The organism is Streptomyces sp. NBC_01750 (genome assembly GCF_035918095.1).
Lineage (GTDB): Bacteria > Actinomycetota > Actinomycetes > Streptomycetales > Streptomycetaceae > Streptomyces.
Map to the genome: position 1 here is coordinate 1,912,741 of NZ_CP109137.1, position 21,543 is coordinate 1,934,283.

Below are 21,543 nucleotides of genomic sequence, written 5' to 3' on the forward strand. Positions count from 1 at the left end.
GGCAATCGGCCCACGTCTCCGGGCGATCAGGGTGCAGGGCCGTCCCCGTGCAGGCGGCCTGGACCGGGATCCCCGACGCAGACCCAACCTCTCTCGGGCCCGAGATACTCGCGGACGTTCAGTGCTTCGCCACACGTGGTGCCGACTCCAGCCCTCTCCTGTGGGGAGCCAAGCGGAGCCAAACACGGCGGCACGAGGCAGCTCCATGGACGGACACGGACAACGGAGCGCCGAATCTCGTGGTCAGGCCTGTGCGCTCCGCAGCGTTCCTTAAGCCCCCTCTTACCTCCCCCTTAAAGCGACCATAAGGATCGCCATCACCCCCTCCCAGCAGGCGATTTCGGCGTTCCCAGCGGCTAGCTTGCTGATCGCCGGGGCCGGTTCGAACAGTCGGCGCAGTAGTCCTACGGGGGGCCGCACCGCCCGTTCGAGCCTGCCCCGGGTCCCCCCATATGCCGCTTGAAGGAGAACGTCACCATGACCGCTCGCCGTATGGTCGCCTCGGTCGCCGCCCTCGGGTTCGCGCCGTTCGCGTTGGCCGGGCTGGCTGCCGCTCCGGCCGTTGCGCACGGGTCGATGACGGACCCGGTCAGCCGGGTGTCCGCCTGTTTCGCCGAAGGGCCGGAGAGCCCGGACTCGGCAGCCTGCAAGGCGGCGGTCGCGGCCAGTGGGACGCAGGCCTTCTACGACTGGAACGAAGTCAACATCGCCAACGCCGCCGGCAATCACAAGACGTTGATCCCGGACGGCAAGCTGTGCAGCGCGGGCCGTGACAAGTACAAGGGTCTCGACCTGGCCCGCGGCGACTGGCCGTCCTCCAAGCTCGCCTCCGGCAATCACACCTTCCACTACAAGGCGACCGCCCCGCACAAGGGTTCTTTCGAGCTGTACCTCACCAAGGACGGCTACGACCCGTCGAAGGCCCTCAAGTGGTCGGACCTGGAGGCGAAGCCGTTCGCGAAGGTCACCAACCCCAAGCTGGTGAACGGTGAGTACGTCTTCGACAGCGTCGTCCCCAACAAGTCGGGCCGTCACCTGATCTACTCCATCTGGCAGCGCTCCGACTCCCCCGAGGCCTTCTACACCTGCTCCGACGTGGTCTTCGGCAAGGACAACGGCAGCGCCGGCGGTGCGGCCCCGGCCGCCTCCGCCCCCTCCGACAAGGAGATCGCGGACGGCACGGACAAGTCCACGGTCGACCACAACGGCCATGGCGGCGACGAGCACTCGGAGCACTCGACAGCTCCGGCCACCCCGGCCGAGCAGTCGGTCGAGCAGCCGGCGGTCAACGCCCCCGAGGCCAACGGCGCCGCCACCGAGCCCGCCGTCGCACCGGACGCGGGCAGCGAGAACCTCGCCGAGACCGGCGGCAGCAGCAACACCCCGTACATCGCCGTCGGCGGCGCCGCCGCCCTCGCCATCGGTGCCGCCGCGATGTTCGGCACCGTCCGCCGTAGGACAGCAGCCGGCGGGCGTCACGGCCGCTGATCGTCAGCAGTGCAGACACGACTGCGGTCCGCTCCCCCGAGGGGAAACGGACCGCAGTCGCGCGTTTCTGGGGAATCTCAGGAGAAGACCGACGCGCAATTCGTCGGCGTCGCATGCGCCGGGTCAAGCGCGTTCGCCACCTCGTGGTAGGCGATCCGGTCGAACAGCCCGATCGCCAGATGCTCCGACAGGTCGACCGCACACAGGTCCTGGAGAAGGACGTTGCGCACGTCCGGTCCGACCAGGTACGCCGAACGGTACGGGGTGACGACCTCGTCGTAGCGCGTGGCAATGACGGTGTAGTGCACGCCGGGCACGGTGTCGCCGCCCGCGTTGAGCTTGGTGAGGAAGGCGGAGCCGATCATCTGGTCGGCCAGCCCCGGGGTGGCGGTGTTGAGCAGATCCTCGGCGCCGGGGAAGTACGGCAGCAGCTTGGTAAGTCCGCTCAGCGTGGTGCCGTGATTGTCGGGCCCGAGGCCGACCAGCGCGTTCACCTTGTCGGCCCCGCCCAGGAACTTGAGGTAGTAGCGCGGCATCATGCCGCCCTGGGAGTGGCCGACGAGATCCGCTTTGGACGTGCCGGTCGCGGCGAGCACCTTGTCGACGTACGTGTCGAGCTGCTCTGCCGACTTGTCGATCGGGCCGAGGCCGTAGAAGAGCGGCACGCCGGGGAGCTGCCCGTAGTCCAGGCTGAAGACGCAGTAACCGCGGTTCACCAGGTACGGAGCGAGGGCGAGCCAGTTGTCCACGGCGTTCCCGAGGGTTCCGTGGACCAGGACGACGGGGCGGGGATGGGCGGCGGAGGGCTTGCAAGAGTAGTTGTTCCATCCGCTGTGGGGAGCGGATTCCGCATTCGCAGAAGCGGCATTGGCCGAATCGGCGTGCGCGGCGGCGGCGGGGGTGAGGGTGACGGCCGCGGCCAGGAACAGAGCGGCCAGCGGTCTGAGGGCACGTTTCCAGAGCAGCATCGAGCAGTCTCCTTGCGGCTCAAGGGAGTAGCGATGGCTGGTATGTGGCGCTGCCGCTAACTTACGCACGAGTAACGAAGGAATGGAAGTTACGTGCCGGTAAAAACTGAATATGTGTCAATAGCAAGTGTCACGCGGCGAGTGAGCCCGGCACGACCGCCTGCGACCCGAACCTGGCCCGCGCCCGGTCCGCCACCGCCTCGATCTGCCGCGCCCGTTCGTCCGCGGGGTCGAACGTCAGCTGCCGCGCGGCCCGTTCGACAGGTGTCAGATCCTCCGCGCGCAGCGACAGGCTCCGCACCCTGGCCCGCTGCAGGCCGAGCGATTCATGGATCCGGTACGCGACGCCGGTGAGCGCCACGGAGTGAGCGGTCGGCTCGCGCAGGGCGCGGGCACGCGTGGTCGTCGACCGGTCGGCGTACCGCACGGTGAGGCTCAGCGAGCGGCACACCTGGCCTTCCCCGCGCATCCTCAGCCCCAGTTCCCCGGCGATCGAGAGCAGCGCCCTGCGGTGCTGAACCGGATCCAACTCATCGCGCATAAAGGCGCGTTCGGCGGCAATCGAGCGTGCCGTGGCGTTCGGGACGACCTTCGTACGGTCGATGCCGTGCGCCCGCTCCCACAACTCGCGCCCGGCGCGCGCTCCGACGATCCGCTGGAGTACGGCGAGTGGCGCGCCGGCGACCCTGCCGATGGAGTCGAGGCCGTACGCGCACAGGGTGCGGGCCGTCGCCGTCCCGACCCCGTCCAGCGCGGCGACCGGTTTGCCGGCCAGGAATCCTGCCGCCTCGTCGTCCGCCACCACCAGGGTCGTCCCTGGCGTGGCCTGCCGGGCCGCCATCCTGGCCAGCATCGGGCTCGGTCCTGCCCCGATCACGCAGTCCACCCCGCAGTGCGCGAGGGCCCGCACCCGCAGTAGCGAGGCGAGCTGGGCCGCGTCCCGTCCGAAGTACCGCTCGGCGCCCCGTACATCGATGAGCGCGGCGTCCGGCGGGAGCGCCTGCACGACGGGGCTGATGTCCTCGGCCAGACCGAGCAGCACGGGCAGCGCCGCCTCGACCCCGGCGCCCGTCTCGCGCCCCGTCTCACGCGGCGGCGGCTGCCGGAAGCGTACATAGAGGATCATCCCGCGCTCCCAGGGCTCTGGTGCCACAACTTCCGTCCGGTGGCGGCCTGTTTCTCACCCGGCGGCTGAAGATCCGCCCAGGGGTTCAGCTCATAGCCCGTCGGCAGCTGGATCCGGCGGCCGTTGTCGCCCGGCCCATCCCCTTCCACAGGTACGGGCGCGGCCAGCCGCGCCGCCGCGTCGAGCCCACCCGTGCGCCGCAGCTCCACCAGCTCAGCCAGGTTCCAGGCCGCCCCGCCGACCACGCTGAGGCTGCGCGGTCCGCGCCGCTGCACCACCCCCGCGCACCAGCAGCAGCCAGGAGTGGAAGACAGTGTGCGCGCACGCGGCATGGCTGTCGTCGAAGAAGGCCAGGTCGACCAGGCCCGTACCGTCGTCGAGCGTGGTGAAGATGACCCGCTTGCCGGACCGGATCGGCGGTGTCTGGGTGGCCGCCTTCGCACCCGCGACCAGCACCGTCTGCCCGTGCCGTGCCGAGCGCAGCCGCTGCGCGGAAAGCACTCCCAGCTCCTTCAGGAAAGCGTGGTGATCGTCCATCAGATGGCGGGAAGCGTCCATGCCGAGGACGCCGAGTTCGGCGCTGAGAGGCGTTCCGCGTCGCCGAGGTCCGGGAGACCGACCGGAGCAGTCTTCTGCCCGTTCGCCTGGGGGTACCTCCCACGCTGAAAGCTGTGAGGGAGGGAGTTGACTTCCGTACGCTCCTGAACCCGCCCCGGAACCCCGGTGGCCCCGATGGAGTTCGGCGAGGTGCAGCAGCAGATCGCGCCGGTTCGCGCCAAAGGCGTCCAACGCGCCGACCTGGGCCAGCCGTTCGGCGACCGGCCGCCCCGGACGGGCCCGCTGCCAGAAATCCAGCAGCGAGGAGTAGGGCTGCCCGGCCTCGATCCGCGCCGCCTCCACCCCGCTGATTCCATGGACGTCCGAGAGCGCGAGCCGCAGCCCCCACACTCCAGGCCCAGGCCCGCCATCGGACACCAGTTCGATTCGGTGAGCGACCGCAGACCGGTTCACATCCAGCGGCAGCACCGGCACTCCGCGCCGCCGCGCGTCCGCCAGCAGCAGCCGCTTCGGATACATCCCGGGGTCGTGCGTGAGCAGCCCGGCGTAGAAGGCCGCCGGATGGTGCGCCTTGAGCCACGCCGACTGGTACGTAGGCACGGCGAAGGCCACCGCGTGCGCCTTGCAGAAGCCGTACGAGCCGAAAGCCTCGATGATCTCCCAGGTACGGGCGATCGCTTCCGGCCCGTACCCCTTCGCCTCCGCGTGCCGCGCGAACCAGACCTTGATCTTCCCCTGTGACTCGGGGTGGGAGAGCCCGCGCCGCACCCGGTCGGCCTCGTCCAGACCGCAGCCGGTCATGATGTGCACCATCGCGATGATCTGCTCATGGAAGACGACCACTCCGTACGTCTCCTTCAGCGGTCCTTCCAGATCCGGATGCGGATAGCGGACGGCCGCCCGGCCGTGCCGGGCCTCGATGAACGGCATCGATGCCGCGCCACGGGGTGAGGCTGGATTTGCACCGCTCGTCGCTGTTGAGCTGCTGGTAGGTCGCGCGGTCAGGCACGTGTGTGACTCTCCCCGATGCGATACCTCAGGGAGGGACAGGCGACGACCGATGAGTTTCTCAGTGATCCGCAGTCAAAGATCATTGTTGGTGCACCGCAGCCACGAGTGTGATCCAATCGCGCACCGGCCGAATCTCCTGAGAACCAGACACGAGACACCGAGGATCCTTCGATGCGTACCCTGATCAGCACCGCCTCCATCTCCCTCGACGGCGTCGTGGAGGCCCCTGGGGGTGAGCCCGGATACCGGAACTCCGGATGGACCTTCAAGGACATCGAGTTCCTCCCCGAAGCATTCGACATCAAGGGCCGGGAGCAGAAGGAAGCCACCGCGATACTGATGGGCCGCACCAGCTACCAGGCATTCAGCCCGGTATGGCCCGACATGGAGGACTTCGCCGACTACAAGGTGATGCCGAACTACGTCGTCTCCACCACCCTCACCGAGGACGACCTGGTGTCGAACCGTCCCGGGGCCGTTGGCTGCGGGCTGCCGCAGCGTGGCAGATGGCAGTGCGGGCGCTGTGACTGAGAGCGAAGTTCAGCAGGACACAGCCCTGTCGGTCCGGGTAATGGGTGGTCAGGACGTCGATGGGCAACAGAGCATCGAGTCGATGTCGAAGTACTCGCAGCGCGCGCCCTGGAGTCTTGGCGCGCTGCAGGGCCAGCAGCCGGGTGCGCTCGGTGTTGGCGCCCAGAGGCACGGCACGACGTGCAATACGCAGCTCACAGCCGGTGGCAGGTCGGGTCAGGGCGATCTCAATCGCGTGGCGCGCGGTCACGGCTGTGTCGCCTTCGGGTTCCGGTCGGCAGGTCCCTGACGTCGGGTGAGTGTCGGGAGCCGAGTGTGAATGTGCTCGTGGTGGATGAGCGGGTCGAAGGGCTCCCACTCGGCCACCGCCACGTCGGCGGCCGCGGCAATGGGGGCATGTTCGGGGCAGCGTTGGGCCCTCCAGCGCAGTTGCCGTCGCTCTTTCTTGAGCGGACAACGGCGCGGAACAGGATTGGGAGGAGCGCGCGCCCTATGGCAGATTCGGGTGCGGGAGATGCTCAGCTACCTGGCCGCAGCCTTGCCGAGCCACACCGGGGCTGCGGCCCGCCTGCTCGCTGTGCAGTGCGCACTGCGCATGGACTCCAAGGGGCAGGTCCGATTGCCCGCCGGGGTCCTGCGCAGTCTGTGCCTCAGCCGCGATCCGGCCCCGTGGAGTGAGCTGGAGCAGGCAAGGTGGCTTTACAGAACGCCGACTTCCCTGGACGTTGCCGTCAGGGTAGTGGTCGCCCAGATCCTCGACGGCGGGTTGTTTGCTCAGCGACCCGCTCGTCCGGACCGCAGGAGCGCTGCGGACTGGGCGCTGCGCGCGGCAAGGGACGGCTGTGTGGGCGCCGGCGACCCGCCTCTGCGACTGTTCGCCCTCTGCCTAGCGGCACACGCGGAATCCTCGGCCGGTCGCGGGTGCACCGAGATGGACCGGATCGCACGTGAGTGTGGGCTCGCTCCGGCGGCTCTGTTCCCCGTGCTCGACCAGTTGGCGGCGTTCGGCCCCCTCGCCTCCTGGAACGTGACCCTTGCCTCGGGAAACCTGTACTGGGAGCTGCTGCCGAAGGGTGATCAGCGGCAGTCGGCCGATCCGACGGCGACGTGAATCCCGAGGGCTGACGCGACCGACCTGAGACTCGATCCGTTACGGAAAGTGTCGTTCATGCTGCAAACCGTTGCTCGTCCGTCCTCCTTGAGCCGCTGAATGACGGCGGCGTGGTGCGCGCCATGGGGCGATTTCCTCCAACTGCTCCGCCCGGTTGGGGAGGTGACGGGAGGCGCCCGTTTCGGCCGCTGCTCACCCCACCAAAGAATCGTTGCTGTGTTCGAATCTGGTCGCTGACCGGGACTGATGGGGTTAGAGTAATCGAACGAGCGTACGATGAACATATCGGGTGTATGGCCGAAAAGGGGTGGAGTGATGGAGGTGTGGCATGGCGGGCTTCGCCCATCTGCACGTCGCATCCGGTTACTCCGCCCGCTACGGCGCCGCCCACCCCGAGCATCTCGTCCGACGGGCGGCCGAGCGGGGCATGACGGCGCTCGCGCTCACCGACCGGGACACGGTCACCGGAGCCGTCCGGTTCGCACAGGCCTGTGCGAAGGAGGGGGTCCGGCCGATCTTCGGTGTCGACCTGGCGGTAGAGGCTCTTGCGCCCCCGCCGCCTGCCCAGCGCCACCGCACCCCGGCGCGCGGTGGCGCGCACGTCGTCGAGCCGCCGCTGCGGTTCGTGCTGCTCGCGCAGAACCGGGCCGGATGGGCGCGGCTGTGCCGCATCACCTCGGCCGCCCACGCCGGCACCGCGTCCGGCGCGGCGCCGGTGGTGGTGCCGTGGGAAGCGCTACGCGAATACGGCGGCCCCGGCCTGACCGTACTGCTCGGACCGCTCTCGGAGCCGGTGCGGGCCTTGGCGGCTGGGCGCGAAGACGTCGCGGCCAAGCTGTTGGCACCGTGGCAGGAGATCTTCGGTAGGGGAATCAGGCTGGAAGCTGTTGTGCATAAACGTTTCGGCGTCGGTCCGGGATCCCTGCGGCTGGCAGCCCGGACCCTTGCGCTGGCCGATCGCACCCGCACCACCGCCGTGCTCTCCAATGCCGTCCGTTACGCCGACCCGGACCAGCACCGTCTCGCCGACGTCCTGGACGCCGCGCGGCTGCTGCGGCCCATCGACCGGCGCAACCTGGACAGCGGGCAGCGCTGGCTCAAGGACGAGAGAGGAATGGCGGGCGTCGCGCGAATGATTGCCGAATGCGCCGGAGCGGACGTCCGGCGGGCACGTCGTCTGATGGCGGACACCGCCGCTACGGCGGTCGCATGCACCGTCGACCCGGTGGCGGACCTCGGGCTCGGCGCCCGGCACTTCCCGGAACCGTCGCTCTTCGGCGCCGAGCCCGGAGCGGGCGGAGCCGCACAGTTGCTGCGCCGGCAGTGCGAGGAGGGTCTGGCCCGACGGGGCCTCGATCGCGACCGCGCGGCGCTTGACCGGCTGGACCAGGAGCTCGATGTGATCTCCCGGCTGGACTACGACTCGTACTTCCTCGCCGTCCACCAGGTCGTGGCCGACATCCGGGCCAAGGGCATCCGGGTCGCGGCCCGCGGCTCGGGCGCCGGGTCGATGGTCTGCCACGCCTTGGACATCGCCACCGCCAACCCGCTCGACCACCGGCTGCTGTTCGAACGCTTCCTGAGCGTGCGCCGGGCATCGCTGCCCGACATCGACATCGACGTGGAATCCGCCCGGCGCCTGGAGTGCTACGACGCGATCTTCGACCGGTTCGGCAAGGAGCGGGTGGCGGTCACCGCGATGCCCGAGACCTACCGTGCCCGCCGGGCCCTGCGGGACACCGGCCTCGCGCTGGGGATCGCGCCCGCGGACGTCGACCGGATCGCCAAGAGCTTCCCGCACCTGCGGGCCTCGGACATCACCGGCGCGCTCGCCGAGCTGCCGGAACTGCGGCAGCTGGCGTCCGAGGCACACCGGTACGGACCTCTGTGGGAGCTTGCCGAAGGCCTCGACTCCCTGGTCCACGGCATGGCCATGCACCCCTGTGGCGTGGTCATCAGCGACGCGACCCTCCTGGACCGGCTGCCGGTGCAGCCCACACCGCAGGGCGACTACCCCATGGCCATGGCGGCAAAGGAGGAGATCGAAGACCTGGGCAATATCAAACTCGACGTCCTGGGTGTCCGCATGCAGTCCGCGATGGCCCACGCCGTCACCGAGATCGAACGGACGACCGGCAACCGCATCGACCTGGACGACCCACAGCAGGTACCGCTCGACGACGTCTTCGCATTCAAACTCATCCAGGAGAGTCAGACCCTGGGCCTGTTTCAATTGGAGTCACCTGGTCAGCAAGATCTTTTGTCGAGACTGCAGCCACGCGATCCTCAGGACGTCATCGCGGACATCAGTCTCTTCCGTCCCGGTCCGGTCGCCGGGGGCATGCCTGAGCGGTACATCGCCGCACGCCATGGCGGCACACCCTCGTACGCCCATCCGGACCTCGAGCCGGTGCTCGCCGACACCTACGGCGTGACCATCTGGCACGAGCAGATCATCGAGACGCTCTCGGTGATGACCGGCTGCGACTACGCGCTGGCCGAGATCGCGCGGCGAGCGCTCGGCGAGAAGGAGCGACTGCCCCGAATCAAGGACTGGTTCCATCACCAGGCACACGCCCGCGGTTACAGCACGGAGGTGCGGGACGAGGTCTGGAAGACCATCGAGGCCTTCGGCGCCTACGGCTTCTGCCGGGCGCACGCGGTCGCCTTCGCCGTACCGGCTCTGCAGAGTGCCTGGCTCAAGGCGCACTACCCGGCATTCCTGCTGGCCGGCCTTCTCGAACACGACCCCGGGATGTGGCCCAAGCGCGTCCTCGTCTCCGACGCCCGTCGGAGTGGCGTACCGGTTCTGCCCGTCGACATCAACCACTCCAAGGTGAAGCACACCGTAGAGAAGGCCGACGGAGAGCAGTGGGGCGTGCGGCTCGCACTGTCCGCGGTGCACGGTATCAGCGAGGAAGAGTGCGCCCGGATCGAGGAGGGACAGCCGTACGGATCGCTGTCGGACTTCTGGCAGCGGGCCCATCCCAGCAGACCGGTCGCCGAACGCCTCGCGGAGATCGGTGCCATGAGCTCCCTCCACGACGGACGCCTCACGCGACGCGACCTGCTGCTGCAGATCGCCGAACTCCACCGGCAGTCCCGCACCCGATCGGCGGGCAAAGGCCAGCTGCCCATCGACACGAACGCCGTCGGCGGAGCGGAGCCGAGCGGCCTGCCGGAGATGACCGGACGCGAAGCCCTGAGCGCCGAGCTGAGCACCCTCGGCATCGACGTCTCCAAGCACCTGATGGAACACCACCACCGACTCCTGCGCGAGATCGGCGCGACCGACGCGGCGCACCTGGCCGGAATGCGCCCCGGTCAGCAGGTCCTCGTCGCCGGCGTACGGGCCTCCACCCAGACCCCGCCGATCGCCAGCGGCCGACGCATCATCTTCGTCACCCTGGAGGACGGCTCCGGCTTGGTCGACCTGGCCTTCTTCGAGGACTCCCACCCGGCCTGCGCGCACACCGTCTTCCACAGCGGGTTGCTGCTGGTGCGCGGCACGGTCCAGGTGCGCGGCACCCGCCGCACCGTCGTCGGAACCATGGCCTGGGACTTGGACGAGATCGCTGCCGCCCGCCGCGACAACGGCCCAGAGGCCGCGCTCGCCCTCCTTGGATCCAGTCACCCGCACCCGACTCCTGCACAGCCGCAGCGGACCCTGGCCAACGGCACCACAGGCGCTCGGCTGCACCCGTATGCCGACCTGCAGCCCGCCGGTAGCCGTTCGGCAGACCTGAAGAAGTTCGGCTACACCAGCCCAGGGAGTGCAGGATGACCACGCGTCTGCGGCACATCGCCCACCTCCATCTGCACGCCGCACTGAGCGAGGCCCAGCACGACGACGTAATCGAACTGATGTCTGGCGTCACGCCCCACGTCCAGGCCATCCCACCCAACGCCGTCCAGCTCGACCTGACCTCGGCGCTCAGATACTTCGACCTGTCTCCCTACGACGTCGTTCAGTTGACGAAGCTCAGGCTGAAGGCCCTCTACAACATCGACAGCAGCGCCGGGCTCGCGAACAACCGCATGCTGGCTGCCATGGCGGCCGACGCGTCCGCGCCGGGAGACACCACCTGGGTCCCCACCGGACAAGTGACCGACTGGCTGTACCCGCGGCCGGTCACCGCGCTGCCGGGGATCGGCCGCGCCACAGCGGAGACGCTCAGCAGGTACGGCCTGCACACCATCGGCCAGATCATCGACATGCCTCCGGCTACCTTGCAGCGACTTTTCGGCGCGGGTCCTGCTCGGCTGCTGGCCGAGCGCGCTCGCGGCCACGACCCCCGCCCGGTCACCCCGTTGGAACCGGCAGCGCACCTGATGGCCGACCTTGTGCTGGAGCGGGACTGCCTGGACCCGGCACAGCATCACCGTGCAGTCCTGGGGCTCGCCGACCAGATTGGCCAACGCCTACGCGGCGAAAGCCAGATCACGAGACGACTCACCCTCACGGTGCGGTACGCCGACCGCAGTTCCACGACCCGCATGCGTACGCTGTCGGAACCCACCAACCACTCACCCGCCCTCGCCGCAACTGCCCTGGGTCTGCTGACCGCCCTCGGGCTGCAGCGAGCGAGAGTCCGCGCCTTCGTGATCCGCGCCGACGGCCTGCTGCCAGCGAACAGTGCCTACCGCCAGCTCTCTCTGGATCCCACCGATGCCCGTGCCCGCGCAGTCGAAGCTGCCGCAGACCGTGCCCGTCGACGCTTCGGGCCCGAGGCTGTACGTCCAGCCGCTCTGGCTGACTGACTGCTTTCAGCGCGGACTGACCGATTTCGAGACACGGGCCGGGGCACTGTGGCTGGACCCCGTACGCCTGCCCGAACTCAGCGAATACAGCTTCGCCCTGCGCTATCGAGGCCACTGGGGCATCCGGCTCCGCATGCGGCCCGGACAGCTCGAAGTCGGCGTGCCGCCGTCCGACCGGTTGCCGTTCGCCATAGAGTTCCCGGACCCGCGCGGTCTCCCTCGCACCCGGCAAATCCTGCTGGCTGACACTGCGGGATCACTGATCCCCCGGCGACCCCGGGCTCGGGCGCCACCCTGCTGTTCACCGGTGCGCGATGACAGCGACGGGCGCGGCCGAGTGATGCAGGACGGCATGGGTGACCGGGCCGATATGCGCTGCGAGCGGCGCGTCTTGGATACGCCGACCGATGACCATGAGCTCGGCGTCTGCCGACTCGTACACCAGCTGCCGAGAGGCCCCGCCGAACAGTGCTTGCTCCACGACGTTCACGGATGGGAACTTCTGTCGCCATGGCATCAGCATGTCGCTCAGCGCCTGTGCGATCTCCTCTCCGGCGTCGACAGCTGCGTAGTCTGTGTAGACCGGCCGCATCGTCCAGCCGTGCACTACTCGAAGACTGGCGGCCCGCCTGGCTGCCGCATCGAAGGCGAAGGCTATGACCGCGTCGCAGTCCTGGCGGATGTCGACCCCGAGGACGACGTCACGGTACTCGCCCGACGCTTCGGCCGGTGCGGAGTCCGAGGGCGCGCCTGCTCGCCCCTTTGCCGCCCGTACGAGTACGACCGGCTGCTCGGTGGCGCTCACCGTGGCCAGACCGACCGAACCGAGGAGGAAGCCCGCGACGCTACCCAGCCCTCGCGAACCGAGTACGAGCACATCTGCTTCGCTGGCGGCGGTCGCCAGACCGGCTGATGACTGCTGCCCCGCGAAGTGCCGAATGGTGACCTCCAGCTGCGGGTGGCGTTGCCGCACATCGGCGGCGGCCCTCTCCAGCATCTCCTCGGCCCAGGTGCGCCGCATCTCAGGGGTGATGGCGGGCCGGGTCAGTGCCGAAGGCCCTTCCTCTACGTGAACGAGGTGCAGCTGCACCCTGCGCAGCAGCGCCTCTCGCGCAGCCCACTCGGCGGCGGCGAGGCTTTCCGGTGTGCCGTCCAGACCGACGGCGACATTGCGCGTCATGATGAGAACCTCTTCCGGTTGGATGTCCGCCATGCGGGATGTGTCTCCGCGCGGTGCCCTATGGCCGCGCTTCCAGGGTCACTGACCGTCGGCCCTGGCACGAGAGGCCAAGGGGCCCTGGCCGGGTCGAACGGCCCCAGTGACGCTCGAGTCAGCCAGCCCGACAGCGGCGCGTCGAGCACCGCATCCGCTCTTACCGGGTTGTACGCCGACACAGCCGTTGTCATGACCGTCAGCTGGTGCCAGCCGTGGTGGCCTCGTTGCCGAACGGTTTGGTACCGCTCGCCGTCCAGACAGGTCCGGTCGGCCCTGGCGTCGCGTGGGCGGGGCGGGAAGGCTGGTATAGGAGCGCCAGCATTGCGACGACGTTGGCCGTCCGGGGACCGGCCTGCGACGCGCGGACGCCGTTGGCGCCGGTGACACCCCCATCGAAAGGGGAAGACGACATGAATCGGCCCGTCGTAGCAGCAATCGATGGTTCGCCGGCCAGCCTGGCGGCGGCGGACTGGGCGGCGAGGCAAGCTTTGTACCGCAAACTGTCGCTGTCCTTGGTGCACGTGAGTCCCGAGCGTCCCTCAGGAGAGGCAATACCGGTCTCGACCGCCGCGCCGCGGGACGGGGCGTCCCGGCTGATCTCTGAAGAGGCTCGTCGGGACATGGTCCACAGTGAGCTGGACATCTTGACGGTCCAGTTGGAGGGAAATCCGCGCGAGGTGCTTCTCCGTGAGTCGGCCGGTGCTGAAATGCTGGTACTCGGTTCGCGACCTCTCAGGGGTTTGGGGGGCTTCGTTCTTGGGGGCCTGGGTCTGCACCTGGCTGCTCACTCGGAACGGCCGGTGATCATCGTTCGACAGCCGGAGGAGGCCGAGGGGGGTCGTGTCGGGGAGTCCGTCCATGCTCCGATCATGGTGCTGGGCCTCGATACCGAGAATCAGGCCGACGACTTGATTGACTTCGCCTTCCACGCAGCACAGGCCGCTGGGGCCAGCCTCCGCATCGTTAGCGCGGCGGCTCTGCCGGTCTTCCCGCTTCACCATTTCGTGCCGGTGAGCCCCGAGGAGAGGGTTCGGCTGGAGGAGCGCGAGCGCCCGGCGCTGGAACGAGCGCTTGAGGGATGGGCCGAGAAGTTCCCAAAGGTGAAGGTCGACACCGCGATCGTCGTGGGGCATGCCGATGAGGTGCTCGTCGATGAGTCCCGGGGCGCTGACGTTGTCATTGTGGGACGTCGACGAGCCGTTGGCCCACATCATCTCGGAGCCGTCGCTCACGCGGTGGTTCATCACGCGCCGTGCTCGGTCGCGGTGGTTCCGCACAACTGAGTACGACACAGACGCCGCCTTGGACAGTGCAGCCCGGTGGTGACCTGGCAGGGGCAGATCAGTCCGGTCCGCGGCGGTCACGGTGTCCGCCAAGCAGGCTGCGGCACGCCCGACCGCTCCCGAGGCGGCTCCGGCCGGGCGGGTGACGGAGTGCGCCGAGCCCGTGTCCGGTGCCGAACCCGCGCCTCTGCTGGTCCGTGACGTCATGGACGTACCGGCCGCATCGGTGCGCGGCGACATGCCGTTCCTGGAGGGCCGCCTGGTCGGTGTCGTGCACAGGAACGCACTGCTCAACGCGCTGATACACGATGATGCCTGGACTCGCGAGGAGATCGAGTCCCTCGCCGAATCCCGGCTGCCCGGAACACCGTCGAGGTCACCGTGCGCAATGGCGTCGTGGACGTCAGTGGCCGGATGGCGGAAGCCGATGTCCCGCGGCTCCTCACGGAGTCAAAGTCATCGACGACATGACCGTAGTGATCGATCACCTGAACCCTGTCACAGGGTGCCGCCGGAGTCCCGAACTCCGTCGGCAGGCACGCGATCCACGTCCTCGCTGTCCTGGCTCCGGCTCGGCCGGGTCCCAGAGCGGTCGCCCAGCATGATGGTGATCTCGGGAGGGACTTCGAGCGTGTTCTTGACGGTGCAGTGTGAGATCACCGCCTGGAACGCCCCGGCGCGGGCCGGGGGCAGTTCCGGGACGTCCACGGAGATGCTCAGCGAACCGACCCGCGCCGGGCGCGCGGAAGCCATCTTGTAGTCAGCGGCGACGCGCAGTCCCTTCCGGGGGATGCCGTGCCGGTCGAGGAAGCGCCCGGCGTAGTGCGCGATGCACGACGTCGCTGCGGCCACGAGCAGCTCCACCGGTGTCGGGGCTGTGTCATGACCACCGTCCGCCACAGGCTGATCAACCGTCAGTACGTGCCCTCGTACCGTTACTTCATAGGCGTCGCCTGAGATGGAAACGGCCTCGGCATGTCCCGGCACGCCCGGCTCGGGTGGAGCAACGGCCTCGGCCTGGAACAGCAGAATCCCGGCGACGCGCCTCGCCTCCTCGGGCGTCAAGGAGGCCCAGACCTCGCTTCGGGCATAGGGCTCGCACACGGTGCCCAGCACCACGCGGCCCATCTCGGCGGGCGGCCCCTCGGGCACGAATCTGGAGACACTGATCGTGCGGCCACACCCTGTGCGCACGTATTCCGCCTGCGTAGCCTGCTGCTTCTCGGACACGATGTCACCATCCGGAATCGTGAATTTCTCGCCTTGTGCCGACGGGCTTCAGCGCACTGGTAGCCCGACATCCAGCTGCGCGCCCACGTCCACGACCCGGCACAGCGCGGGCCAGCCGGACGAGCCGATCGATCAGCGAGCTGTTGGGGACGGTGCCGGTCAGAGTGACGGCGCCGTCCTGGACACGTACGTCCAGAGCTGATGAACCGGCCGGGATCAGACGGGCGACCAGTTCGCCGCGTACCTTCTCGGCAATGTCGGCGTCCGGGCGGAGACAGATCTTCAGCAGGTCGCCCCCGCTGACCACGCCCTTGAGGGCCCTTGTCGTCCACGACGGGAAGCCGCTTCAGACGGCCCCGGCCCATGAGCCGGGCGGCGCCGGCGATCGTGGCGTGCGGCGGCGCCGTAATGGCCGGGACCGTCATCCTCGGTCACCGGGCCCCGGCCGGTGGGCGGCGAGGCGTTTGCGTGCCTCGGAGTACGTGTCCGCGTCGATCTCGCCGGAGGCGAAGCGGCGGTCAAGGATCTCCTCTGGCGTTTCCCTCGGTGTCTTCCGGGGGTCCGTGGCGTCGTGGCGACCAGCCGAGTGCTGCGTCAGGCGCACGACCGCCCACACCACAAGGCCGATCAACGCGATCCACAGCAGCGGCATCAGGGTCATCCAGGCCCAGCCACCATTCCAGTACGTCACCGTGGCTCACCTCCTAGGACTCCTCTACTCTCCACGCGTACCGGGAAGGGCGCCAGTGCCCACCGGCCTCGCTCCCTGGGCCGCTCGGCCCTCTGTGGCCACTCGGTGGCTGCTCGGCCCCTCGCCGGTCACGGTGGTCGGGGCGCCGGGGATGCGGGTCTGGTCAGCCGCATCCGGCTGGGCTGTACCGGAGCAGCCGTGACCTGGCGGCCGGCCTTCGCGCGGCGAAGGCACAGTGGTGGGTCGCCACCTCTTCGCTGGCATGCGTACGGGGTTCGCCGAACCCACACTGGCCTTAAGGCGTTCCGGTCGGGGCGGGCCAGCTCTCTGTGCTTCCCGCGCAGATTGCGAGGCTCGAAGCTGGGAGGAGACGGTCATGACCACTGCACGAGAGATCATGCATGCCGGTGCCATGTGCATCCAGGAGAGCGAGACCCTGGAGGACGCGGCGCGCCGGATGAGTGAGCTGGACGTCGGAGCCCTCCCGATCTGCGGGCCGGACGACCGGCTGCACGGGATTATCACCGACCGTGACATCGTGGTGAAGTGTCTTGCCAAGGGCAAGGACCCGAAGACCATGACTGCGGGCATGCTCGAGCAGGGCAAGCCGATCACGATCGACGCGGAGGCCGACACGGACCAAGTCCTCCAGGCCATGGAGGAGCACAAGATCCGGCGGCTGCCGGTCATCGACAACCATCGCCTGGTCGGCATGATCAGCGAAGCGGACCTCGCACGTCGTCTGCCGGAGGAACAGGTGGGCCATTTCGTGGAGGTGGTCTGCGCGACCCACTGACCACTCGGCCGTGCCCTTCGCCGGGCAGGCGACCGTCACTGGAAGGCGGCGTGGATCTCCTGCTCGGTGGCGGCGTGGGAGACGACGAGGAGTTGTCGCCGGGCTGGAGCCGCATCTCGGGGGAAGGGACAGTGGGTTGGCCGTCGCGGATGACGGTGGCGATGACGGTGCCTGCGGGGAGGGTGATCTCGGCGAGCGTGCGGCCTATGGCGCGGAACTGTGGCGTGATGGCGGTTTCGATGACGTCAACACCCGCTTTCCTCAGGCGCAGCAGGGCCACCGTGTCCGTGGCGCCGGTGGCTTCCTCGATGAGGGAGATCAGGGGGGTGGCTGCGGGAACTGCGGTGTCGACTCCCCAGTTCTGGTCGAAGAGCAAGGTGTTTTCCGCGTCGTTGACGCGTGCCGCGACGCGGGGGATATGACGATCACCGAAGCAGCGGAGCAGACCGTCAGGTACTACCGCACGGTGCATCTCGGTGTCTCGGTCGACGACCACGGCTGCTGACGCGAACCCGGCGAATACGGCACCATTCCGCCGGCTACGCGCCGGGCCGTTTGCTTTGTACCGGCAAGAAACTTCGATCCTTTTTGCCGGAGCATGGCAGTGCGGCGGACGTTTGCACTGATCACCATGGGTGAGTTGATCATGACGAGCGAGGCGGGGGCCGCTGTCGTTCGACCAGGAGTGGGCTCAAGCCCAAAGCGATGCAAGGGGCGCGGCAGTCGCCATGCGCCTGAACAAGGCCGACAGCACAGGTGGTTCGACGCCGAAGCCAGGGTCCGCGGACTACGTGGTGGAGGACGACGAACTCGGCGACATCGGCCACGCCGCGCACGGGCTCTTCAGCGGACTGGAGTCCGGGGGCAAGCACGCCAGTGCCGCGAGCGAGACGGCCGGTACGAGCCTGAAGGGTGACGGGTTCACGAGCGGCACGGCCCTCACCGAGGTGACGCGATCGAGAAGGTGACGAGCAGGGCGTACGGGCCCGGCGTGAACGCCAAGGCGGCGGTCGTGACGCTGCCGAGGGCGACCAGGGCGGTGGTCCGCATGGTCACTCCGGTTCGGCGGGCGAGCGTGGCGTACAGGGTTCGGCCGAGGGTCTGTCCTGCGCCGCCGAGTCCGAGGGCCCAGGCGGCCTGGGTGGTGGTGTAGCCGCGTTCGAGCAGGAGGGGGACGAGGGCAACGACGACGGCGTACATGGCGAAGGCGGAGAGAGTGAGGGATGCGGCGAGCATCCAGAACGGTCGGCTGCGTGTAACGGATGCCGCACTGGAGTCGGTATGCGCGGTGGCGGGTGGAGGCGCCTTGGGCCAGGGGGTGTTCAGTGCGAGCGCGTGCGCAGGCACTGTGACGACGGCGAGGATCCCGCCGAGCACCAGGTAAGCGGCGCGCCAGGAGAGGTGGTTGGCGAGGGCGGCGGTCAGGGGGGCGAAGACAGTGGAGGCAAGGCCGCCGGCGAGGGTGACGATGGTCAGGGCGCGTACGTGGTCCGGTGCCCACCAGCGGGTCAATGCCGCGAAGGCGGGCAGGTAGAAGGTGGACGCCATCGCAAGGCCGGCGAGTAGCCACCCCGCTGTGAACACCGTCAGGTTGGGGGCGGTGGCGATGAGGAGAATGCTGAGGGCGCCAAGTATCGAGCCGGACGTCATGACGGTGCGTGGGCCTCGGTGGTCGAGGACTCGGCCGATGCGGATCCCGGCGAGCGCGGAGATGAGCAGGGCGGCGGAGAACGCCGCGGTCGTGGCGCTCGTCGGCCAGCCGGTGTCGGCGGTGATCTGTGGGTTCAGGACGGGGAAGGCGTAGTAGAGGATGCCCCAGCTGGTGACCTGTGTCAGGCACAGGGCGGGGAGGGCGGCGCGGGGACGCGACCGGTCCGCTGTTCCGGTCGCGGCCCCGCGTTGTCGGCGTTGAGGTCGGTCACGAGCCGCAGCATCCGCCGGACGTGGCCTCGGCGGGCTCGGTAGCCGCGGCGGTGCCGATCTGTACCAGGGCGGGCGCGGGGGCGCAGCCGCCGCCGGACGTCTCGCTGGTGTCGGGGGTGTTGAAGAGTCCGGCGCCTCCGCATACACCTGTTTCGGGGAGGGTGAGTTCGACGCGGTCGGCTGCTTCGATGTCCCCGGCGATGGCGGCGACGACGGAGCGGACCTGCTCGTATCCGGTCATGGCCAGGAAGGTGGGGGCGCGGCCGTAGGACTTCATGCCGACGAGGTAGACGCCCTGTTCGGGGTGGGACAGTTCGCGGTGGCCGTGCGGGTAGACGGTGCCGCAGGAATGCTGGTTGGGGTCGATCAGCGGGGCGAGGTCCACCGGGGCCTGGAGGCGTTCGTCGAGGCCGAGGCGGATCTCGGAGAGGAACGTGAGGTCGGGGCGGAAGCCGGTCAGCACGATGACCTCGTCGACGGGGTCCAGGCGGCGGCCGTCCTCAGCGACCAGCACCAGGCGGCCGTCGCCGTCCCGTTCCATCGCCTCGGTTCGGAAACCGGTGACCGCGTCGGCGTATCCCTGGTCGACAGCGGCCTTCGCCGCCATGCCAAGAGCGCCGCGCGCGGGCAGCTGGTCAGCCTCGCCGCCCCCGAAGGTCGAGCCGTTGATCCCGCGGCGCAGGACCCAGACCCCATGTGTTCCCGCACCGCCGTCGCCCTTGGCGAGGTCGGCCAGGTAGGCCAGGGCGGTGAAGGCGGAAGCGCCGGAGCCGATGACCGCAGTGCGCTTTCCGGCGTACCGGGTGCGGACAGCAGGGTCCTTGAGGTCGGGGACGCGGTAGGTGATCCGGTCGGCGGCGGCGCGCTCGCCCAGGGCCGGGAGGCCGCTGCCGCCCGCGGGGCTGGGGGTGGTCCAGGTGCCGGAGGCGTCGATGACGGCGCGGGCGAAGATGCGCTCCTCGCTGCCGTCGGCGTATTCGACGTGGACGACGAAGGGCTGGGCTTCGCGGTCGGCGTCGACGATGCGGTCGCGGCCGGTGCGGGAGACTCCGGTGACGGTGGCGCCGACGCGAATCTTGTCGCCGAGGACATCGGCGAGGGGCTGGAGGTACTGCTCGGCCCAGTCTCCGCCGGACGGGTAGGTGGCGGCGTCCGGCTTCACCCAGCCGGTGGGGGCGAGGAGCTTCTCGACTGCCGGATCGGTGACCTCGCCCCAGGTGGAGAACAGCCGCACGTGCGACCACTCGCGGACCGCGGCGCCCGCGGCCGGGCCAGCCTCCAGAACCAACGGCTCGAGGCCGCGCTCGATCAGGTGGGCGGCGGCCGCCAAGCCGGCGGGCCCGGCACCAATCACGACAACGGGCAGCTCGGCGGTGGTGCTCTCACTCATCACATGTCTCCGGACTCGTGCGAAGGGCAGGGGGCGGTGGTGGGGTCGGCTTGTCAGCAGCAGCCGGTGCCGGTGGCGACAGCTTCGCGCTTGGCCGCCGGGTCACAGCAGGCTTCGGCCGCCTTCGCGCCTTCGCTGGTGCCGCAGCACGGGGAGGGCTCGGCCGGAGCGGTCGCATCGGCAGGCGGTGCGGGGGCCGGTCCGCAGCACGACGGCGCGGCCTCGGCGGAGTTGTGGGTGGTGCCGGTGGCGGGGGCGACGGGCTCGTTCATAACGACTCCTCGGTGTTTCGATATCTGTCGATGTCTTGCGCTGCCAGCATGGCACCTGATTCGATGAACGTCAACATAGACATTTGTCGAATTGGAGGAGTTTTTCATGGAGCACGTCGACGTCGCACTGATCGGTGGCGGCCAGTCGGGGCTCGCCACGGCACACGCCCTCATACGTCAGGGCCTCAGGCCGGTGGTGCTGGAGGCGCCTGAGCGGGCGGCCGGCTCGTGGCCGCGGTACTACGAAAGCCTCACCCTGTTCTCGCCAGCCCGGTACAGCTCCCTGCCCGGCATGCCCTTCGGCGGCGGTGCCCCCGGCCGGTATCCGCACCGCGACGAGGTCATCGACTACCTGACTGCCTACGCCTCCCGGCTCGATGCCGACATCCGCACCGGGCACCGCGTGACAGAGGTGCGCGCCGAGCCGCGCGGCTTCGTGGTCGGGCCTGGAGGGCGGCGACGAGCTGGCAGCGCGGGCTGTTGTTGCGGCATCCGGCACGTTCGGCCGCCCCCACCGTCCGACGCTGCCGGGTCTGGAGGGCTTCACCGGCACGGTGCTGCATGCCGCCGAGTACCGCAGCACCGCGCCGTTTGCCGGGCAGCGGATCGTGGTGGTGGGCGCCGGTAACTCAGCGGTGCAGATCGCCGTCGAACTGGCCACCGTGGCACGGGTGACGCTCGCCGGCCGCCACCCGGTGAAGTTTGCGCCGCAGCAGATCCTCGGCCGGGACCTGCACTTCTGGCTGCGGCGGACCGGCCTGGACACCGCGCCGCTCGGCCGCCTCCTGAGCACCCCGCCCGCTCAGCCGGTGATCGACGACGGCCGCTACCGCGCCGCCCTCGGCGTCGGCATGCCGGACCGGTGCGCGATGTTCACCGGCATCGACGGCAGCAAGGTGACGTGGGCGGAAGGGACGGTGGAGGAGGTGGACACGATTCTGCTGGCCACCGGCTACCGCCCCGACCAGCCCTATCTCACCGGTCTCCGCGCGCTGGACGACGCCGGGCACCCCCGCCACCGCGACGGCCTCTCCCCGGTGCACCCGGGTGTGGCGTTCGTCGGGCTGGAGTGGCAGCGCAGCCTGTCCTCCGACTCCCTGCGCGGCGTCGGCCGGGACGCCGCCCGCTTCGCCCGGCGCCTTTCCGCCCACCTGACCCGCCGCTGAGCTGCACGGACCCCTCCACAGA

The 21,543-nt window shown here is 69.3% G+C and carries 18 protein-coding genes and 6 pseudogenes; 12 read left to right on the forward strand and 12 right to left on the reverse strand.

From position 1 onward, the window contains the following. The first annotated feature begins 477 nt into the window (after positions 1 to 477). Positions 478 to 1,488, forward strand: a complete 1,011-nt coding sequence (locus tag OG966_RS08575; RefSeq protein ID WP_326648852.1) for a lytic polysaccharide monooxygenase — start codon at positions 478 to 480, stop codon at positions 1,486 to 1,488. A gap of 77 nt (positions 1,489 to 1,565) precedes the next feature. On the opposite strand, the gene OG966_RS08580 is transcribed toward OG966_RS08575, so the two are convergent. The 3 genes and pseudogenes from OG966_RS08580 to OG966_RS08590 all read right to left on the reverse strand — a co-directional run. Further along, positions 1,566 to 2,456, reverse strand: coding sequence for an esterase/lipase family protein (locus tag OG966_RS08580; protein ID WP_326648853.1), 891 nt, complete (start codon positions 2,454 to 2,456; stop codon positions 1,566 to 1,568). Between the two features lie 130 nt (positions 2,457 to 2,586). After that, positions 2,587 to 3,582: a DNA polymerase Y family protein gene (locus OG966_RS08585; RefSeq protein WP_326648854.1), complete on the reverse strand. Its 996-nt coding sequence runs from the start codon at positions 3,580 to 3,582 to the stop codon at positions 2,587 to 2,589. Next, positions 3,579 to 5,067 (reverse strand): annotated as a pseudogene (locus OG966_RS08590) (helix-hairpin-helix domain-containing protein); the annotation flags it as partial. The gene OG966_RS08585 and the pseudogene OG966_RS08590, both read right to left, overlap by 4 nt. Before the next feature lie 255 nt (positions 5,068 to 5,322). Here OG966_RS08590 and OG966_RS08595 point away from each other — a divergent pair. The 5 genes and pseudogenes from OG966_RS08595 to OG966_RS08615 all read left to right on the forward strand — a co-directional run. After that, positions 5,323 to 5,616 (forward strand): annotated as a pseudogene (locus tag OG966_RS08595) (dihydrofolate reductase family protein); the annotation flags it as partial. Positions 5,617 to 6,196: 580 nt separating this feature from the next. After that, complete coding sequence (locus tag OG966_RS08600) at positions 6,197 to 6,793, forward strand: hypothetical protein (protein ID WP_326648855.1); 597 nt, start codon at positions 6,197 to 6,199, stop codon at positions 6,791 to 6,793. Between the two features lie 328 nt (positions 6,794 to 7,121). Then, positions 7,122 to 10,577, forward strand: coding sequence for a DNA polymerase III subunit alpha (locus tag OG966_RS08605; RefSeq protein WP_326648856.1), 3,456 nt, complete (start codon positions 7,122 to 7,124; stop codon positions 10,575 to 10,577). Beyond that, on the forward strand, positions 10,574 to 11,554 hold the full coding sequence (locus OG966_RS08610) for a DNA polymerase Y family protein (RefSeq protein ID WP_326648857.1): 981 nt from the start codon (positions 10,574 to 10,576) through the stop codon (positions 11,552 to 11,554). Before OG966_RS08605 ends, OG966_RS08610 begins: the two co-directional genes overlap by 4 nt. Further along, a pseudogene (locus tag OG966_RS08615) lies at positions 11,463 to 11,681 on the forward strand (glycosyl hydrolase family 65 protein); the annotation flags it as partial. The gene OG966_RS08610 and the pseudogene OG966_RS08615, both read left to right, overlap by 92 nt. Before the next feature lie 174 nt (positions 11,682 to 11,855). Here the strand turns inward: OG966_RS08615 and OG966_RS08620 are convergent. Next, positions 11,856 to 12,767, reverse strand: coding sequence for a universal stress protein (locus OG966_RS08620; RefSeq protein WP_326648858.1), 912 nt, complete (start codon positions 12,765 to 12,767; stop codon positions 11,856 to 11,858). Between the two features lie 413 nt (positions 12,768 to 13,180). Here OG966_RS08620 and OG966_RS08625 point away from each other — a divergent pair, with 413 nt between their 5' ends. Next, on the forward strand, positions 13,181 to 14,053 hold the full coding sequence (locus OG966_RS08625) for a universal stress protein (protein WP_326648859.1): 873 nt from the start codon (positions 13,181 to 13,183) through the stop codon (positions 14,051 to 14,053). A gap of 498 nt (positions 14,054 to 14,551) precedes the next feature. Here the strand turns inward: OG966_RS08625 and OG966_RS08630 are convergent, their stop codons facing one another. From OG966_RS08630 to OG966_RS08635, 4 genes and pseudogenes are all read right to left on the reverse strand, one after another. Further along, positions 14,552 to 15,283: an OsmC family protein gene (locus OG966_RS08630; RefSeq protein ID WP_326648860.1), complete on the reverse strand. Its 732-nt coding sequence runs from the start codon at positions 15,281 to 15,283 to the stop codon at positions 14,552 to 14,554. A 4-nt stretch (positions 15,284 to 15,287) separates the two neighbouring features. Beyond that, the gene (locus OG966_RS40765; protein ID WP_406732578.1) at positions 15,288 to 15,590 is read right to left on the reverse strand and encodes a BON domain-containing protein; all 303 of its coding nucleotides are present in this window, start codon (positions 15,588 to 15,590) and stop codon (positions 15,288 to 15,290) included. 55 nt (positions 15,591 to 15,645) lie between these two features. Then, positions 15,646 to 15,708 (reverse strand): annotated as a pseudogene (locus OG966_RS40770) (hypothetical protein); the annotation flags it as partial. Continuing rightward, entirely contained in the window at positions 15,705 to 15,974 is a 270-nt protein-coding gene (locus tag OG966_RS08635; protein ID WP_326648861.1) for an SHOCT domain-containing protein, read from the reverse strand. The gene OG966_RS08635 and the pseudogene OG966_RS40770, both read right to left, overlap by 4 nt. Before the next feature lie 376 nt (positions 15,975 to 16,350). Here OG966_RS08635 and OG966_RS08640 point away from each other — a divergent pair, with 376 nt between their 5' ends. Continuing rightward, a complete protein-coding gene (locus tag OG966_RS08640) occupies positions 16,351 to 16,770 on the forward strand; it encodes a CBS domain-containing protein (protein ID WP_326648862.1) in 420 nt (139 codons plus the stop codon). On the opposite strand, the gene OG966_RS08645 is transcribed toward OG966_RS08640, so the two are convergent. Beyond that, positions 16,691 to 17,011, reverse strand: coding sequence for a TrkA C-terminal domain-containing protein (locus OG966_RS08645; protein WP_326655133.1), 321 nt, complete (start codon positions 17,009 to 17,011; stop codon positions 16,691 to 16,693). The genes OG966_RS08640 and OG966_RS08645 overlap by 80 nt on opposite strands. Between OG966_RS08645 and OG966_RS08650 the strand changes: the two genes are divergently transcribed. Continuing rightward, positions 16,907 to 17,275: a hypothetical protein gene (locus OG966_RS08650; RefSeq protein ID WP_326655564.1), complete on the forward strand. Its 369-nt coding sequence runs from the start codon at positions 16,907 to 16,909 to the stop codon at positions 17,273 to 17,275. The two genes, OG966_RS08645 and OG966_RS08650, sit on opposite strands and share 105 nt — an antisense overlap. Positions 17,276 to 17,498: 223 nt before the next feature. Then, positions 17,499 to 17,738 carry a hypothetical protein gene (locus tag OG966_RS08655; RefSeq protein WP_326648863.1) on the forward strand — a complete coding sequence of 80 codons (240 nt, stop codon included), beginning with the start codon at positions 17,499 to 17,501 and terminating at the stop codon, positions 17,736 to 17,738. Here the strand turns inward: OG966_RS08655 and OG966_RS08660 are convergent. The 3 genes and pseudogenes from OG966_RS08660 to OG966_RS08670 form a co-directional block, all read right to left on the reverse strand. After that, positions 17,725 to 18,612: pseudogene (locus OG966_RS08660) on the reverse strand (MFS transporter); the annotation flags it as partial. The gene OG966_RS08655 and the pseudogene OG966_RS08660 sit on opposite strands and share 14 nt — an antisense overlap. Before the next feature lie 76 nt (positions 18,613 to 18,688). Beyond that, positions 18,689 to 20,083, reverse strand: a complete 1,395-nt coding sequence (locus OG966_RS08665) for an NAD(P)-binding domain-containing protein (protein WP_326648864.1) — start codon at positions 20,081 to 20,083, stop codon at positions 18,689 to 18,691. Between the two features lie 53 nt (positions 20,084 to 20,136). Continuing rightward, positions 20,137 to 20,355, reverse strand: a complete 219-nt coding sequence (locus tag OG966_RS08670; protein ID WP_326648865.1) for a hypothetical protein — start codon at positions 20,353 to 20,355, stop codon at positions 20,137 to 20,139. Between the two features lie 106 nt (positions 20,356 to 20,461). Between OG966_RS08670 and OG966_RS08675 the strand changes: the two are divergent. Beyond that, positions 20,462 to 20,737, forward strand: a pseudogene (locus OG966_RS08675) (NAD(P)-binding protein); the annotation flags it as partial. An 82-nt stretch (positions 20,738 to 20,819) separates the two neighbouring features. Continuing rightward, positions 20,820 to 21,521, forward strand: coding sequence for a flavin-containing monooxygenase (locus OG966_RS08680; RefSeq protein WP_326655134.1), 702 nt, complete (start codon positions 20,820 to 20,822; stop codon positions 21,519 to 21,521). The last annotated feature ends 22 nt before the right edge of the window (positions 21,522 to 21,543 follow it).

Coding starts and splice junctions, on each gene's coding strand:
- OG966_RS08640 (WP_326648862.1), top strand. CDS start 16,351: ATGACCACTGCACGAGAGATCATGCATGCCGGTGCCATGTGCATCCAG.
- OG966_RS08620 (WP_326648858.1), bottom strand. CDS start 12,767: ATGGCGGACATCCAACCGGAAGAGGTTCTCATCATGACGCGCAATGTC.
- OG966_RS08670 (WP_326648865.1), bottom strand. CDS start 20,355: ATGAACGAGCCCGTCGCCCCCGCCACCGGCACCACCCACAACTCCGCC.
- OG966_RS08580 (WP_326648853.1), bottom strand. CDS start 2,456: ATGCTGCTCTGGAAACGTGCCCTCAGACCGCTGGCCGCTCTGTTCCTG.
- OG966_RS08665 (WP_326648864.1), bottom strand. CDS start 20,083: ATGAGTGAGAGCACCACCGCCGAGCTGCCCGTTGTCGTGATTGGTGCC.
- OG966_RS08610 (WP_326648857.1), top strand. CDS start 10,574: ATGACCACGCGTCTGCGGCACATCGCCCACCTCCATCTGCACGCCGCA.
- OG966_RS08585 (WP_326648854.1), bottom strand. CDS start 3,582: ATGATCCTCTATGTACGCTTCCGGCAGCCGCCGCCGCGTGAGACGGGG.
- OG966_RS08625 (WP_326648859.1), top strand. CDS start 13,181: ATGAATCGGCCCGTCGTAGCAGCAATCGATGGTTCGCCGGCCAGCCTG.
- OG966_RS08655 (WP_326648863.1), top strand. CDS start 17,499: ATGCGCCTGAACAAGGCCGACAGCACAGGTGGTTCGACGCCGAAGCCA.
- OG966_RS08575 (WP_326648852.1), top strand. CDS start 478: ATGACCGCTCGCCGTATGGTCGCCTCGGTCGCCGCCCTCGGGTTCGCG.
- OG966_RS08605 (WP_326648856.1), top strand. CDS start 7,122: ATGGCGGGCTTCGCCCATCTGCACGTCGCATCCGGTTACTCCGCCCGC.
- OG966_RS08600 (WP_326648855.1), top strand. CDS start 6,197: ATGCTCAGCTACCTGGCCGCAGCCTTGCCGAGCCACACCGGGGCTGCG.